At 66.0% G+C, this 15,523-nt stretch carries 11 protein-coding genes; 9 read left to right on the forward strand and 2 right to left on the reverse strand.

The window, feature by feature from the left end; all coding sequences use genetic code 11:
- The first annotated feature begins 306 nt into the window (after window positions 1–306).
- Complete coding sequence (locus J8F10_RS17190; RefSeq protein ID WP_210655662.1) at window positions 307–1,809, forward strand: hypothetical protein; 1,503 nt, start codon at window positions 307–309, stop codon at window positions 1,807–1,809.
- A 173-nt stretch (window positions 1,810–1,982) separates the two neighbouring features.
- On the opposite strand, the gene J8F10_RS40850 is transcribed toward J8F10_RS17190, so the two are convergent.
- Window positions 1,983–2,213, reverse strand: coding sequence for a GIY-YIG nuclease family protein (locus J8F10_RS40850; protein WP_390891109.1), 231 nt, complete (start codon window positions 2,211–2,213; stop codon window positions 1,983–1,985).
- A 327-nt stretch (window positions 2,214–2,540) separates the two neighbouring features.
- On the opposite strand from J8F10_RS40850, the gene J8F10_RS17195 reads away from it, so the two are divergent.
- The 8 genes from J8F10_RS17195 to J8F10_RS17225 all read left to right on the forward strand — a co-directional run bounded on the left by J8F10_RS17195 (window position 2,541) and on the right by J8F10_RS17225 (window position 13,977).
- Window positions 2,541–3,761, forward strand: a complete 1,221-nt coding sequence (locus J8F10_RS17195) for a DUF1559 family PulG-like putative transporter (protein ID WP_210655664.1) — start codon at window positions 2,541–2,543, stop codon at window positions 3,759–3,761.
- Between the two features lie 39 nt (window positions 3,762–3,800).
- Window positions 3,801–3,923, forward strand: coding sequence for a hypothetical protein (locus J8F10_RS39900; RefSeq protein WP_261363067.1), 123 nt, complete (start codon window positions 3,801–3,803; stop codon window positions 3,921–3,923).
- Between the two features lie 444 nt (window positions 3,924–4,367).
- Entirely contained in the window at window positions 4,368–5,384 is a 1,017-nt protein-coding gene (locus J8F10_RS17200) for a TIGR02996 domain-containing protein (protein ID WP_210655666.1), read from the forward strand.
- A gap of 176 nt (window positions 5,385–5,560) precedes the next feature.
- Entirely contained in the window at window positions 5,561–6,937 is a 1,377-nt protein-coding gene (locus tag J8F10_RS17205) for a Gfo/Idh/MocA family protein (protein ID WP_210655668.1), read from the forward strand.
- A gap of 426 nt (window positions 6,938–7,363) precedes the next feature.
- The gene (locus tag J8F10_RS17210; protein WP_210655670.1) at window positions 7,364–9,646 is read left to right on the forward strand and encodes a hypothetical protein; all 2,283 of its coding nucleotides are present in this window, start codon (window positions 7,364–7,366) and stop codon (window positions 9,644–9,646) included.
- The gene (locus tag J8F10_RS17215; protein WP_210655672.1) at window positions 9,576–11,174 is read left to right on the forward strand and encodes an efflux RND transporter periplasmic adaptor subunit; all 1,599 of its coding nucleotides are present in this window, start codon (window positions 9,576–9,578) and stop codon (window positions 11,172–11,174) included. Before J8F10_RS17210 ends, J8F10_RS17215 begins: the two co-directional genes overlap by 71 nt.
- 285 nt (window positions 11,175–11,459) lie before the next feature.
- On the forward strand, window positions 11,460–12,758 hold the full coding sequence (locus tag J8F10_RS17220) for an ABC transporter permease (protein WP_210655674.1): 1,299 nt from the start codon (window positions 11,460–11,462) through the stop codon (window positions 12,756–12,758).
- Between the two features lie 58 nt (window positions 12,759–12,816).
- Window positions 12,817–13,977 carry a serine hydrolase domain-containing protein gene (locus tag J8F10_RS17225; protein WP_210655676.1) on the forward strand — a complete coding sequence of 387 codons (1,161 nt, stop codon included), beginning with the start codon at window positions 12,817–12,819 and terminating at the stop codon, window positions 13,975–13,977.
- A 135-nt stretch (window positions 13,978–14,112) separates the two neighbouring features.
- Here the strand turns inward: J8F10_RS17225 and J8F10_RS17230 are convergent, their stop codons facing one another.
- Window positions 14,113–15,255 (reverse strand): redoxin domain-containing protein, encoded by a 1,143-nt coding sequence (locus J8F10_RS17230; protein WP_210655679.1) that lies wholly within the window; start codon window positions 15,253–15,255, stop codon window positions 14,113–14,115.
- Window positions 15,256–15,523 lie beyond the last annotated feature (268 nt).

Consider the following 15,523-nt stretch of genomic DNA (forward strand, 5'->3'; position numbering starts at 1 on the left):
GATTTGGGACGCCTTCCCCGCGACCTGTTAGTTTTCTGTTCTCCCACCTGTCACTTTTGACAGGTGTATCTCCCCCTTCGTCGCGTTAGCCTCCTCCACACCCACGCTCACGAGCACGCGACCGACGAACACAGTAACTCCGTAACGCGCCCCGATTGACGGGATGTCACTGAAATTACTCACGGAGTCGCGTGCCCTCGACCGGTCCGAGCCGGGCGCTGGCGACCCACGGGAACACGCGGGAGTGCGGAAACTCAAAATCGAGCGCTCGGGCAGTTGCAAATAGTCACATATTCGAGGGTACCCATGAGCACTGTTTTTCGAGTGATGCTGATCGCCGCGGCCCTCGGCACGGGTGCGGGCACACTACGCGCCCAGGAGCGCGTCACCGATTTGCTGGGCTGGGTTCCGTCCCGGACCAATTTGGTCCTGTTCGTGGACGCGGACGCCCTCGGGAAGTCCGCAATCGCGAAGAAGGAAAAGTGGGGCACCAGCGGCGAACCCGTTTCCGGCCTCGACACGCTCCCGCCCGGCGTGTCCCAGTTGGTCGTGGCGTCTCAATTCGAGCCCCGCTCGGGTCCGAGCGGGGAAGCGTTCGTCGTCCGGCTGAAGAAACCGATGTCCGACGCCGATCTGCTCAAGGGGACCGGCGGTACGACAGACAAGATCGCCGGCAAGAACGTCGTTCTGACCCCCAACAGCCGGTTCGTGGCGAACCTCAAGCCGGGAATCGCCGGTGGGTACCAACCCGCCAATCGCCAGGATATGGGGCGCTGGCTACGGGAAGCGAACGGTGAAGTGTCGCCCAAGTTGTCTCCCTTACTGGCAATCGCCGGGGCGGGGGTCGGTGCGAACACTCCCGTAGTTCTGGTACTGGACACGAGCGACATGTTCTCCCCGGCGCTGGTGAAGACCCGGCTCGCGGCGACCGCCACGTTCAAGGACAAGGCGGCGAAAATCGGACCCGTCGCCGATCTGTTCGGCCAACTCCACTACGTCACCGTATCGATCAGCGCGACCGACAAATTGGCGGCGGAGTTGCGACTGGAATTCGGTGCCCCCGCCGCCCCGCTCGACGGCGCCGCCCAACCGCTTATGCTCGAGGTGCTCAAAGGGTTAGGGTTTCACAGTGCGGAAATGGATCAGTGGGCGGCGACCGTCCGCGGCAGCACGGTGACGTTCTCCGGGCCACTGACGAAAGAGAGCGCGAACGATCTTTTGTCCCCCTTTCTTCAACCGTCACTCGGCGCCGTCGACCAACCCGCACCGGAGGTGCCGGCCGAGCAGGTCAAACTCCAGGCCTCGAAGAAGTACTTCCAGGCGGTCCAGAAAAAGATGGGCGAGGTGCAGAAGAACAGCCCGCCGACGTTTCAGAAGCTGACGGCCGTCTTGAACAACGGGGCGCGCTACATCGAAGAACTGCCGCTGTTGAACGTGGACGAGGAGCTGCTCCAATGGGGGGCCGCGCTCGCGACCACGTTGCGCACAATGGCGGTCATGTCGCAGAAGGCCGGGGGCGCGATCAGTTTGGCGGAAGCGAACAGAGCGATGTCCACGGTGAGTACCCCGAACTACTACACCGGGGGCGGGTACGTCGGCGGGTACTACGGCGGGTACGGGTGGAACTACGCGGTCCCGAGCGGGAGCACGTCCACCGCGGTCGTGGACAACTACGCGACGGTCAACAACATCCAAACGGTGACCTCGCAGAACGAGGCCCTGTACCGGCGGGAGACGTGGCAAGCCATACAAGCCGGGACGCTCGACCTCCGGCGGAAGATGGTCAAAAAGTACAACGCCGAATTCTGATCCGCCCTGCTCATTCTCGAACCCGGAATGGCGCCAAAGGCGGCTCGGGGCACCCGTTGCGGGTGCTTGCCATCCTACTCGAAGCGAATTTGAAGGGGTAAATGGGGCGATGCGCGCCCTCACACGGGATGTGATAGTGCCGATGTTATCGCGGCATGAAAGATACTCATTAATCAAGTTGCAGCGGGATAGAGAACGCAGAGGCGGTTCACCCGCCGGGACCGGAGCGCGTAGTGGAGCGCCGATTCCAGAGCCGGTGCGTCGTCGCACTTGATCGTCACGTGCATATCGAACGAGAACGAAGCGTCGCCCGACTCGTCGACCCGATGTTGCTCCGCTCGGAGCGGCGAGGGAATTCTACGACGCGACCGAGCGCGAAGCGGTACGTTTTTTGTCCCAGTCACCGGCGCGCGGGCGCTCCTCTTCGGTCACCGATCGCTCCCCACAGTCTCTGCCCGCGGGACCGATCCGGCGCCCGGTGCGAGTGGATGCCTTCACATTTGTCCGAGTGCCCGTCCTTCTTTCGCCTCGAATTCCTTCCCTGGTCTTAAGAGAGCGCACATTCGTCCCCCCGATGCCCGGAACTCACCAATTTTCATTTGCACAAGTCCGCCTTCTGCCGCACATTCCTGTCGCACAGCCGACTCGCACGGCTTCACCCTTATCCGATATCGTTCTACGCGACGGACGACCCGTCACGCCGGGGCGAACAACACACGTTGAGGAACGCGATGATCTTTCGCGCTGCAAGGCCGCGCGCCTACACTTTGGTCGAACTGTTGGTGACGATCGCCATTATCACGATTCTCATCGCCCTGCTGCTCCCCGGGGTCCAGAAAGTACGCCAGGCAGCGAGCCTGCTCCGGTGTCAGAACAACTTGAAGCAGCTCGCGTTGGGGGTCCACCAGTTCCACGCGCGCAACGAGAAGATGCCGCCGTACTGGGGCAGCTATCCGACTCCCACTACGCTCTCCGTCAAAGGGAGCTGGTTCGCCCACATCCTCCCGGACGTGGAGCAGGGCGCACTCGCCGAGCGCATCGATGCCAACATCCGGGCAACGGGGAACAACTGGAACGGGTACACGATTCCCGCGACGGGGACGTGGGTCACCAGCACCCCGGGCTACTGGTCGCCGCCGCGGACGTACGTGATTGACAACCCCGGTGTTTACACCTACGTGCAGGTGAGGGGGTTCAACGGTCACGTGCATTGGGAGTGGCAATGGGTCGGGCGCACCGGGCACTACGAACCCGCGAACGCCGTCTGGGTGCCGGGTACGGGCGGGCGCTGGGAGCCGCCGGGGTCCGGGCCGAGAACCGTCACCCAGACCGGCGGGATCTACGGAGCCGGCATCTCCGAAACGCGGTTCTCGGTTCTGCGCTGTTGGAACGATGCGAGCATCGGTTCGGACCCGGACGCGGGTGACGGCCGGGTGTACGCCGCCCAGCCCACCAAGTGGGGGAGCACAAATTATTTGGCGAACTGGAACGCCCTGGGCGGCGACTCGCGATTGGGGTACCAGTCACCGCCCCGCGCGCTTTCGGCTCTCAGCGACGGGGCGGCGTGTACGGTCCTGTTCGCCGAGGGGTACTCCTGGTGCGACGCCCGCGGGCGAGTCGCGCTGAACTCTTGGGAAGATCACGGGTTCGGGCTGACGTGGGGACTGAATAACGACCAGGTCGATCTCGGGGACGGGGCGAAGAGGTACAACTACCCGAACGGAATGCCGAACACGTTCTCGTTCCAGATCCGGCCCAAACCGCTGGCCGCGAAGGACTGCCCGATCGGGGAGAACTGCTGTAACAATTGGACGGCCCAGACCGGGCACGACGTGATGCCGGTAGCCTTCGCCGACGGATCGGTCCACTTGCTCCAACCGGGGATCGATACGGGCGTCTGGTCCCGCCTCTTGCTCCCGACGGATGGGCAACCGGTCGGTGCGGGCTGGTAACGGCCCGCCGAGCGTCTCAACCGTCCTTTCGCGATACCCGTGGAAGAAAGCGCCCAGACCGCGGAGTTCGCCGCGCTCTGGGCCGCGGGCATCTTCGGGATCATGCTCGGACTGGGCCGGTACGAGGGCCAGGTGAGTGTGATCGCCCCCTCTACAACATGAACACGCTGGTCGCGGTGGGGATCGGTCTGGCCTGCTCGGGGAGTGGCAGGGCGTGAACGTCTGGCGGGTGCTCGCGGGCGCGGCGCTGATCGTCGCGGGCAGGGTGCTCGCGGGTACGTCGGTGACGTGAGTACGCTTGGCGCTTTTACTGGTGGTTGCCGCAGTGGGTAGAACCGGGCACTTCTTGTTACCCGTCCACGCCCGGGGTTGAAACCCCGAGCTATTCCCGGTGACCCCTTCGGGGTCACAAAGGCATTGGGCCTCATTGGGGCACAAATACCGCGCATTGTTTTTGGCCCCCGAAGGGGTCACCGGGAATAGCCCGGGGTTTCAACCCCGGGATTTTTGGGGCCGCAACCCCATTCGTTGTTTTTTGGACCTCGAAGAAGTGACGGGAATAGCCCAGGGTTTCAACCCAGGGTGTGGACGGATAACATTGCGGGCATGAGCACCCCCGACCGGCACCCCGATGAAACGGCGTTCCTCACGGCCATCGCCGCCGCGCCGGACGACACGACAGCGCGTCTGGTGTTCGCCGACTGGCTGGAAGAGCGGAGCGACCCGCGTGCGCCGTGGGTGCGGGACGCCGACATCTGGGAATGGATGAAGCCCGATGCCCGCGACCCGGTGCCGGGGATTATGAAAACGCTGACGGTGATTCCTCGCGGTGTCCGCTACACCATTGAACGTGAGGAGATCGACTGGAAGCGCCGTGGTTCTGCGGAAGCCGCACTTTTTGAGATGGGGACTTCGGCCGTAGACGCGGTTCGCACGTGGATTCGGGAGCACCCGGATCAAGTGCCGGGCAACGAAGCCCAGGGATTCATGCGTTTCTTTGAGCCGGAGAAATTGCAATCTGTGTCGGCGCTTCAGGCGAAATTGAAGGAGCAAAGTTGGGTAGACGTGTGGCTGGCGGTCGTTGACCTGGGCTTTCACAAAGCCGCCGCGGCGCCCTCCATCACGGCACTCACCGAGATCGAGGGGTGGGAACGATGGCCCGAGTTGAACGATTCGATAGATAGCGTTGAACGGCCCGTGGAGAACGCGGTTTGCCACACCCTCGGACAGATCGGCCCGGCTGCATTGGAGGCGGTGCCGTGGTTGGCCTCAAACATGTGGCTTTACCCGGAATCTGCGGCCGAAGCTTTGATCCAACTGCGTGCCGACCCCGACCTGATCGTCGAGCACATCAACACCGATGAAAGCTACGAAGTAGAGGCGGGTATTCGGAGTATCCTCGAACTGACCGATGATCCGGTGGCGTTTCTCATCCGCAACGCCCAACGGCACACGGGTCGTGTCGCCTACATGTCACTCTCGTTACTCGCCGAGATGGGGCCGAAAGCATCCGCCGCCCTGCCCGCGCTCCAGGATTTCGTCGACAACCGAACCGAATGGGATGCGGACTACGTCCGCGACGCCGCGAACCGGGCGATTCAGGCGATCAACTCAAAGAACTGATCCCCAGCGCCGGCACCACGTTCGCACTTCACCGGCCGGCTCACACCGGCCGTTCGCCCGGCACCTCCGGCGACCGCGTGCGCAGAAAACGAGCGACGTGTGGCATTTCGTTTACTCGTTCGCGCATAATGCCAGTGTTCGGGTCGCCTCCCCTCTTCCCAAAAGGTCTCTCCCCAATGGACCGTCGCCACTTTCTCCGGACCTCGTCCGCGGCCGCGCTCGCCGCCCCCGCCGGCGGGTACTTCGTCGCGGGCGCCGAATCGAAGCCGATCCGCGTCGGGTTGATCGGCACCGGCTGGTACGGCAAGTGTTCGCTGTTCCGCTTGCTCCAGGTCGCGCCCGTCGAGGTCGTCGCGCTGTGCGACGTGGACAAGAAGATGCTCGCCGGGGCCGCCGACCTCATCACCGCGCGGGCCAAGGCCCCGAAGAAGCCGCGGCTCCACACCGACTACCGGGAGCTGCTGAAGGAAAAGGACTGCGACGTGGTCATGGTCGAAACCCCGGACCACTGGCACGCGCTGCCGGCGATCGCGGCGCTGGAGGCCGGGGCCGACGTCTGGGTGCAGAAGCCGGTGAGCGTGGACGTGCTGGAGGGCAAGGCGATGCTCGACGCCGCCCGGAAGCACAAGAAGGTCGTGCAGGTGGTCACCCAGCGGCGCAGCACCCCGCACCTCGCGGACGCGAAGGAGAAGGTCATCAAGGAGGGGAAGCTCGGCACCGTCGGGCACGTCGAGATCTGCTGCTACTACCACATGCGGAGCGGGGACAAGCCGCCCGTCACGAAGGTGCCCGAGTTCTTCGACTACGAGATGTGGACCGGCCCGGCGCCGCTGCGCGAGTACGATGCGCCGTTCTACAAGGATCTCGACGCGAACCTGCCGCACCGCCGCTGGTGGCGCGCGTTCACGGAGTACGGCAACGGGATCGTCGGGGATATGTGCATCCACATGCTGGACATGGTCCGGTGGATGCTGGACCTCGGCTGGCCCACGCGGGTGAGCAGCACCGGCGGCATCCTGGTCCAGAAGAACGCGAAGTCGAACATCAGCGACACCCAGAGCGCGACGTTCGAGTTCCCGGCGCTCACCGTCACGTGGCAGCACCGCACTTGGGGCAGCACCCCGGACCCGGAATACCCGTGGGCCGCGTTCATTTACGGCGATAAGGGGACGCTCAAGGCGAGCGTGAACAAGTACGAGTTCTTCCCGCAAGGCTCGAACCGGCCGACCGTCACCGGCACGGCCCTCTTCGAGGAGGACAAGTTCCCCGAGGACAAGACCGAGAAAGATCTCGAGCGCCACGTCGCATCCGCGCTGCGGCGCCACTGGCAGGACTTCCTGAAGGCCCGGGAGAGCCGCGGAAAACCCGTCGCCGACATCGAGCAGGGGCACATCTCGTCGGCGAGCTGCATCCTGGCGAACCTGAGCCAGCAGCTCGGCCGGTCGATCACCTGGAACCCGGAGAAGCACGTCTGCGTCGGGGACGACGAGGCGACGAAGCTCCTGAAGCGCCCGTACCGCGCCCCGTGGAAGCACCCGGCCGACGCGGTGTGAGGCCGCGGATAACGCACCCGGCTCGCCGACGCAGACGTGCCCGCGGGTGACAACGTGACGATCCGGTTCACGGTCGGCCACGCGCCCGCGTACACGTGGCCCGTCAACGGCCAACTGCATCTACGATTCTCGCCGGTGTGGGCGGAATGGGGCGGGGCTTCTTGTCTAGGGTGTGCGCGGCCCCGCCGAACATCGTCACGGGGCGCGCGACTCAGTCCCGGCGCGCGACGAAAGCGCAGATTGGGCGGTTCGGAAACATTCTCCGTCATGCGGTCTTCGGCAGACACCATTCGATCAATAATGAGACAAAATATTGCTTATTAGATTTTCTTGTAGTGAGCATTTCGATCAGAACCCGTGTTGCAGCCGGGTGGTCCACTTGCTATTCCGCCGATTCTTCGCACCGCCTGCACCCGAAGATCGCCTATGCGTCGCGCCGCGCTACCGGTCCTCATAGCGATTGCCCTCGCGGTCGGTTGCACGCGCGCGCATTACCGCAAATCGGCCGACCGCGCCGCGTACCCGATCGTGGCCGACCGGGAGGCACTCGGGCCGGGCTACGGGATCGGCCGGCGCCAACTGGAACCGCAGCCCGGGTCGCGGCTCGCGGACCCGTTCAACCCCGACCACCCGCCCAAACCGCCCGACGACCGCGCGGCCGGCGCCCTCATGGACCACCCGTACAAGTTTCACGGCTCGCGCTGGTGGGGCAAGGACGGGCACACGGACCTGATCGAACCGGTCGGGTGGGAGGCCGCGCTCGCGCCGGACGACCGGGGCACCGTCCACCTGAACCAGGACAAGTCCGCCGAGGTCGCGCTGCTCAACAGCCGGGAGTACCAGACCGCGCTCGAAGACGTCTACCTGTCGGCGCTATCGCTCACGCTCAACCGGTTCGAGTTCGACCTCCGCTGGTTCGGCCGCAACGCCACCACCTTCAACCACGCCGGGCTCCCGGAGCCGAACGGGTCGAGCACCCTGACCTCGAACTCCGACCTCGGGTTCAACCGCAACTTCGCCGCCGGGGGGCAGGTGCTCGTCGATTTCGCCAACAGCATCGTTTACACGTCCACCGGGGACAACCCCCAGGTGCGCTCGAACCTGCTGTTCAGTCTGACGCAACCACTGTTGCGCAACTTCGGCCGCAAGGTCCGGCTGGAGGGGCTGACGCAGTCCGAGCGGGACGTGCTGTACGCGGTCCGCGATTTCGCCCGGTTCCGCAAGTCGTTCTACGTGTCGGTGGCGGTGCAGAGCGGCGGGTACCTCGACCTGTTGCTGGCCGTGCAAACGCTGCGCAACTCTGAAGCGAACCTGAAGCGGCAGGAAGAAACGTACCGGCTGTACGCGGAACTGTTCCGCGGCGGGCGCGCGTCGGTCGTCGAAGTGGACCAGTTCTACCAGAGCTTCCAGGGGGCTCGGCAGGACGTCCTCAACACCCGGGTCGCACTGGAGGGGGCCAAGGACCAGTTCAAACTGGTTCTCGGGCTGCCCCCGCGGTTGCCGATCGAACTCGACGTGGCCCCGCTCGACCCGTTCGTCCTCACGGACCCCAAACTCGAACAGCTCCGGGACGACCTGGAGGCGTTCCAGCGCGCCCGGTTGCAGGAACTCGACGCGCCGCCGTCGGTCGAGGTGCTGCGCCGGGTGTTCGCCGCGCTCCGGGGCATCGCGAAGAACGGGCCGAATGCCGTCGCCTCCGCCGGCGCCGACCTCGACGCCTTCGGGCGCCAGCTCGACCATCCGGCCCGGCCCACGGACGATCCCGAGCAGCGGGCACGCGACCGGGCCACCTACACCGCTCTCAAGACCGCACTGACCGAGGAAGCCGCGGACCTGGAGAAGGCCACGGCCCGGATCGAGCGCGACGCGGCCGGGGTCGCCGAGGAGACCCGCAAGGCCGCGTGGGAGGCGTCCGTCGAGGGGGCCAAGCTGTTCCTCACCGCGCTCGACGGGGTGATCGCGGTCCAGACGCAGGCGCGGATCTACCGGATCGAACTACCGGAAGTGAGCGTGTCCCAGGGGCCGGCCCTGGCGTTCGCGAAGGAGAACCGGCTCGACCTCCAGAACCGGCTCGGGCAGGCCACGGACGCCTGGCGCAAAGTGACGGTGGCCGCGAACGCGCTGCGCGGGGGCGTGGACGTGGTCGCGTCCGCGAACCTGACCACGGACCCGGAGCGGAACCAGCCGCTCAGGTTCTCCTCCGAACTGAGCACGTACACGGTCGGGCTCCAGTTCGACGGCCCGCTCAACCGGGTGGCCGAGCGGAACGCTTACCGCCTGAGTCTGATTACCTACCAGCGGGCCAAGCGCTCGGTCGTCGAGTTGTCCGACCGGATCGAGTTCCAGATCCGCCAGGACATACGGGAACTCGAACGGACGCGCGCGTCGTTCGCGATCGCGCGGCAGCAGGTGCTCTCCGCGGCCCGCCAGTACGAGAACTCGCGCCTCAATCTGCTCGGCCCGCGAGACCGGCGCACGGCCAATGACTCGACCACGCTCGCCCTGATCCAGGCACTGAGTAGCCTGCAAGCGGCGCGCAACGCACTGGCCGCGAATTTCGTACTTTTCGAGCAGCGCCGGCTGCAGCTCTTGTTAGATTTAGAGGAACTGCAACTCGATGACCGGGGGTTCCCAACCAATGCCGCCCCTCGAAGCTCCGACCGGCCCGGCCCCGGCGCGCCGGCCCCCGCTCCCCGCGCCGGTCCGTAAGTCCGGCCGGTCCGCGCGCGCCGTGCGCCTCGCGGGCGCGGCCCTCGTGGTCACCGCGATCGGCTGGGGGGCTCCCAAGCTCTGGCCCAAGCACCGCGTCGAAGACGTGCTCACCGCCACCGCGTCCGTCGGCGACCTCGACATCGTGGTGTCGGACAAGGGCGAACTCGAGAGCGCCGAGTCGGTCCAGGTGATGTGCGAGGTCGAGGGCGGCGGCAAAATCACCACCATTCTGCCCGAGGGCACGCCCGTCAAAAAGGGCGACGTGGTCGCCCGGTTCGACACCGACGTGCTCCAAAAGGGCATCAACGAGCAAGAGGTGAAGTGGGAGCAGGCCGAGGGGAAGGTGAAGGCCGCGATCAGCGAGCTCGAGGTCCAGAAGAACAAGGCCGAGGGCGAGATCGCGAAGGCGGAACTGGCCCGCACGCTCGCGGACATTGACCTCGAAGCGTACCAGGCGACCCAGGGCGAGTACCAGGCCGAACTGGACAAGCGGAAGGGCGCGTTTGAGATGGGCAAGAAGGAACTGAAGGAGACCGAGGACGCCCTGGCGTTCACGCGCTCGATGGCCAAGAAGGGGTTCGCGCAACTGGAACAGGTCCGGGTGGTGGAGCTGACGCTCGAGGGCAAGAGGTACACCGTGCTGCAGCAGGAGGCCGACCTCGCGGTGTTCACCAAGTACACCAAGAAGCGGAAGATGACCGAACTGGAAGCCAAGGCCAAGGACACCGTCCGCGACCTGGAACGGACGATCAAGAGCCAGGCCGCGGCCACCGAAAAGGCCGCCAACGAGGTGAGCGCCGCCCGCAAGACCGCCGAACTGGAGAAGCGCCAGCTCGGGCGCCTCAAGGAGCAGCTCAACAAGTGCGAGGTGAAAGCCCCCGGGAGCGGTATCGTCATCTACTTCAAACGCATTTGGGACGAGTCGTCCCGCATCCGCCCCGGCGCGCAGGTGTTCTTCCAGCAGCCGATCTTCAACCTCCCGGACCTGGGGCGGATGAACGTGAAGATGAAGGTCCACGAGTCGGTGGTGAAGAAGGTCCGCCCCGGGTTGCAAACGACGATGAAGATCGACGCGCTGCCGGGCCACGTGCTGCACGGCAAGGTCGTGTCGGTCGCCACGCTCGCGCAGGGCGACGACTGGCGCGGGTCCGGGGTCAAGGAGTACGAGACGATCGTCTCCATCGCGGACCTGCCGACGGACTCCGGGCTGCGCCCGGGCATGTCGGCCGAGGTCAAGATCCTGGCCAAAACGATACCGGGCGCGCTGACCGTCCCGGTCCAGTCGGTGACCGAGGCCGGCGGCCGGCACGTCTGCTACGTGGTCACCGGCGCCGACATTGAGCGGCGCGAGGTCACCATCGGCGACGGGAGCGACCAACTCGTCCAGGTGCTCGAAGGGCTGAGCGCCGGCGAGCGCGTCGCCCTTGATGCCCGCAGCCGGGCGTCCGGCGAAGCGGGCACCGGCCCGGCCCCTCCGCCGGACGCCGCAAAGGACAACAAGGACAGTAGCGCGAAGCCGAAGTGACCGACCGGCCTCACAAAGGCCGGCCACAGGAGGCCACCTGTCCCGTTTCCGTTTACTTGTAACGAGCCGCGACCGCAAGGGAGCGGGAGGCGCGCCCGTTTGTCGTCACGGTTCAACGCGCGGGAAGCCCGCTCCCTTGCGGTCGCGGCTCGTTCGGTTGATACACGGGAAATGGACTGAGACGATACGGCCCGATGTACCAAGAGTGGGTCGAACCGGGGTTCGGCCCGTCCCGTTCGTGCTCCACATACCGTTCCTCCCCCACGGCCCTTCGCGTGCCCCGCGATGAAGTTCCTGCCGACGATCCCGTCCCGGTTCGTTCACCCGCTCAAGCTCGGGTTGCGGAGCCTCGCCGCCCACCGGCTGCGGACGCTACTGACGGCGCTCGGCATCGTGCTCGGGGTCGCGTCGGTGATCGTCATGCTGGCCGTCGGCGAGGCGGCCCGGTACCAGGCGCTCAAGCAGCTCGAGGACCTCGGGGCCACGACGATCCTGTTACGGAGCGTCAAGCCCACCGATGAACCGACCCAGCGCCAGGGCGTGGACCTGCTCGCCTACGGCCTCACGTTCCGGGATCTGGACCGCATCCGTTCGACCATCCCGACCGTGACCGCGGCCACCCCGATGCGCGAGTACCGCAAAACGGTCCGTAACCTGGATAAGAAGATGGAGGTCCGGGTGATCGGGGTCACCCCGGACTTCCTGCGCCAGCACAACATCCGACTCACCGCGGGGCGCGGGATCGAGGGGGGCGACGATGAGTCCTTCGCGCCGGTCGCGGTCCTCGGCTCGGCCGCGGCGGAGACCCTGTTCCCGACCCAGGACCCGATCGGCCGGGCCGTCACCCTGGAGAGCCCGGACCGGTCGCGCGCGTTCACCGTGATCGGCGTCGCCGCGCCGAAGACGCTGGCCGCGGCCGGGGCCGACAGCGGCGACGCCGATTTCAACAAGGTGATGTTCATCCCCTTCCAGACGGACCGGGTCCGGCTCGGGGTCGAGCTGATGACCCAGAAGGCCGGGTCGTTCTCGGTCGAGAAACTGGAGGTCAGTCAGGTGACGGTGCGCGTCGGGGACGTGGCCGACGTGCCGCGCACGGCCAAGGCCCTCCAGTCGCTCGTGGACCAGTTCCACCCGCGCAAGGACGTGACGATCAGCGTCCCGCTGGACCTCCTGCGCAAGGCCGAGGAGACGCAGCGGTTGTTCACGCTGATCCTCGGGTCGATCGCCGGCATCTCGCTCCTGGTCGGCGGGATCGGGATCGTCAACATCATGCTCGCAACGGTGACCGAGCGCACCCGCGAGATCGGCATCCGGCGCGCGCTCGGGGCCAGACAGCGCGACATCGCCGCGCAGTTCCTGGCCGAAGCGGTTCTCCTGTCGGGGTGCGGGGGAATCGTCGGGGTCGCGCTCGGGATCGGGCTCGCGTTCGTGGTGAGCGGGGTGATCGGGCTGCCGACGATCATCCGCTTGTGGTCGCCGCTGCTGGCGGTCGGGGTGGCGCTGGTGGTCGGGCTGATATCCGGGGTGCTCCCGGCGCGCCGGGCCGCCCGCCTCGACCCGGTCGAAGCGCTCCGGCACGTGTGACCGCGCACCACAGCAGAGGTTCGGAACGGCACCTCTCTCACGCGAAGGGAACCCGCGCATGAAGGTCGCACTCACGCCCGCGTTCGTTCTTGCGGCGCTGGTTTCGCCCGCGCCCGCCCGCGCCGCCGACGGCGCGCCACCGACCAGCCCCGAGGTCACCGCGGCGCTGCAGCCGTACCTCGACAACTACAAGATCGCGGGGATCATCGGGATCGTCGCCGACAAGACCGGGAAGGTTCATTACAAGAACCTGATGGGGTTCGCGGACGTCGAGGCGAAGAAGGCGATCAGCGAGGACAACGTCTTCTGGATCGCGTCGATGACGAAAATGTTCGCCGGCGCCTCCATCATGATGCTGGTGGACGAGGGCAAGGTCAGCCTGGACGACCCGGTGACCAAGTTCATCCCGCAGCTCGGCAAGTGGATGGTTATCGAAGAACGGGACCAAACTCACGTCTTGCTGAAGCCCCCGGCGCGCCCGGTTACGATCCGGCACCTGCTCAGCCACACCAGTGGATTGACCGGTTCGTCCGAACTCCAGCAGGTCGCGGGTTCGGACAGCACCCCGCTGAAGGCCCGCGCGCTGAGTTCGGTGACCGGGCCGCTCCAGTCACACCCCGGCGACAAATACGCCTACGGCAACCAGGGCATGAACGTCGCCGCGCGCGTCGTCGAAGTGGCCAGCGGCGTGCCCTACGAGACGTTCCTCCAGAAGCGATTCTTCGACCCGTTGGGGATGACGGAGACTACCTTCTGGCCGAGCGATACGCAGGTCGTTCGGCTGGCCGGTGCGTATGGGCCGAACAAGCAGAAGAACGGCTACGCTCGGGGCGACGTCGGCTTCCTGACCAAGCCGCTGAGCGACCGGACGCGCCGGTTCCCCGAGGCCGGGGGCGGCCTGTTCTCCACCACGCGCGACATTTTCCGCTACGGGCTGATGCTGGCCAACGACGGCGAACTGGACGGCACGCGCTACCTGTCGCGCGCGGCGATGGACGAACTGCGCAAGGAACAAACCGGGAAGACCAAGGTCAATTACAGCCTGGGGTACCACCTGCGCAACGGCATGTTCGGCCACGACGGGGCCTACGGCACCGATCTGTCCGTCGATCCCAAGACGGGAATGGTAGCCATTTTCATGGTGCAGTGCACGAGCGGCGATCAGTGGGCGGCCCGCGATTTGTTTCTCAAGACGGCCACGAAAGTCTTCCCCAAATGAGCCGCGCCGCTCGGTCGAATGTGCCGAGCGCCGGTTCCGATTTGACCCGACGTGATGTGGTAACGGCCGCGCTCCCGGTGTTGGGGAGCGCATCGGTCCGGGCCGCTCACCCGGACCGAAACCGGTTCACCGTCTTCAGTTCTTTTCGCCCTTCTCGGTTTCCTTGAGCAGCTCCTCGACGGCGTGCTCCAGGTCCTTGTCCCGGATGTTCTTGTGCCGGATCACGCCCTTCGCATCGATCACGTAGATGGTCGGGTAGAACTTCACCTGGTACTTGCTGAGTAGCTCCCCGCGCGCGCCCGCGTGCCAGTGGGTCCACGGCATCTCGGTCTTCTCCAGGAACGTGGTCAGCGTTTCCTTCTTCTCGTCGGCGCTCACGCTGATGAGCGCGAACGGCTTGCCGCCCAGTTTCTTCACCATGTCGCGCTCGTGCGGGATCATGGCCCGGCACGGCCCGCACCACGTGGCCCAGATGTCCAGCACCACCACCTTGCCCCGGTAGTCGCTCACCTTCGCCTTCTTGTCCCCGTCCAGCACCGGGCAGTCCACGTCCCCGAGCACCTTGCCCACGGTCAGGTGGTCGAGCATGTACACCACGTCGCGCGCCGCGTCGGACAGCTTCGCCGGCCCCTGGGCGCCGCGCACGCGCGCGTCCCCGTACTCCTTCACCAGCGCGTCCAGCTTCTTCCGGGCCTCGGCGAACCCCTTCTCCAGTTCGTCCGGCTTCGCCTTGCCGTTCGAGTCCAGCCGGTCGATCTCGCTGGTGACCTGGAGGAACCGCACCCCGCCCCGCACGTCCTTGTTCTTCGACTCGGCCAGCTTCGCGAGCAGCGCCTTCCCGTCCGGGCGGAACTCGAGCACCGGCACCAGGTCGAGGATCTTCGGATCGTCCCCGAACGTGTCCACGGCGAACTTCAGCGCCTCGGTGTCGGTGGTGTCGTCCCGGGTGGCCAGTGCCAGCGCGCGCATGGCGAACTCCGACTTCGGGTGCGCCTTGACCAGGTCCAGGGCTTCCCGGGCCAGTTTCTCGTGCTTCGGCTGGAACTCGTCGTTGAGCTTCTTGCGCTCGTCGTCCGCCTTGGCCGCCTGCATGTTCTTCTGGAACTGGATCACCGTTTCCGAGTACCGCTTCATCAAGTCTTCAAATTTTTGCTCCGGGGTCGCCGGCCCGTCGCCCTTCTTCTCCGCCTTCTTCGGGTCTTCGCCCTTCTTGACGTCGTCGGCGACGACCGCCCACGTGACCGCGGTCAGGAGCAGTGCCGAAAGGGTGAATCGCATGGTGACCACCGTTCTCGAGGTGTAACCGCCCCGACCACATTGGGCGGGACCGGTGTCGGGCAATATACGGAGCGGGCACCGCGGAGCGGCCGAACGATTGAATTTATTTGCGCCGCGCGGGCCGCAATGGGACGCCAGCTACGTCAAGGGAAGTACACGACCCGCGCACGTAAAGATGATGGAGTCGGGGACCGCGCACGAAACCCCGGCCGGTAGGTGCGCACGTCACGACGGGTGCGCCGGGAACGGGGGCGGCGTCAAGGAGTCC

It is taken from the genome of Gemmata palustris (assembly GCF_017939745.1).
In the GTDB taxonomy this organism is placed as follows: domain Bacteria; phylum Planctomycetota; class Planctomycetia; order Gemmatales; family Gemmataceae; genus Gemmata; species Gemmata palustris.

Coding starts and splice junctions, on each gene's coding strand:
- J8F10_RS17190 (WP_210655662.1), top strand. CDS start 307: ATGAGCACTGTTTTTCGAGTGATGCTGATCGCCGCGGCCCTCGGCACG.
- J8F10_RS17195 (WP_210655664.1), top strand. CDS start 2,541: ATGATCTTTCGCGCTGCAAGGCCGCGCGCCTACACTTTGGTCGAACTG.
- J8F10_RS17200 (WP_210655666.1), top strand. CDS start 4,368: ATGAGCACCCCCGACCGGCACCCCGATGAAACGGCGTTCCTCACGGCC.
- J8F10_RS17205 (WP_210655668.1), top strand. CDS start 5,561: ATGGACCGTCGCCACTTTCTCCGGACCTCGTCCGCGGCCGCGCTCGCC.
- J8F10_RS17210 (WP_210655670.1), top strand. CDS start 7,364: ATGCGTCGCGCCGCGCTACCGGTCCTCATAGCGATTGCCCTCGCGGTC.
- J8F10_RS17215 (WP_210655672.1), top strand. CDS start 9,576: ATGCCGCCCCTCGAAGCTCCGACCGGCCCGGCCCCGGCGCGCCGGCCC.
- J8F10_RS17220 (WP_210655674.1), top strand. CDS start 11,460: ATGAAGTTCCTGCCGACGATCCCGTCCCGGTTCGTTCACCCGCTCAAG.
- J8F10_RS17225 (WP_210655676.1), top strand. CDS start 12,817: ATGAAGGTCGCACTCACGCCCGCGTTCGTTCTTGCGGCGCTGGTTTCG.
- J8F10_RS17230 (WP_210655679.1), bottom strand. CDS start 15,255: ATGCGATTCACCCTTTCGGCACTGCTCCTGACCGCGGTCACGTGGGCG.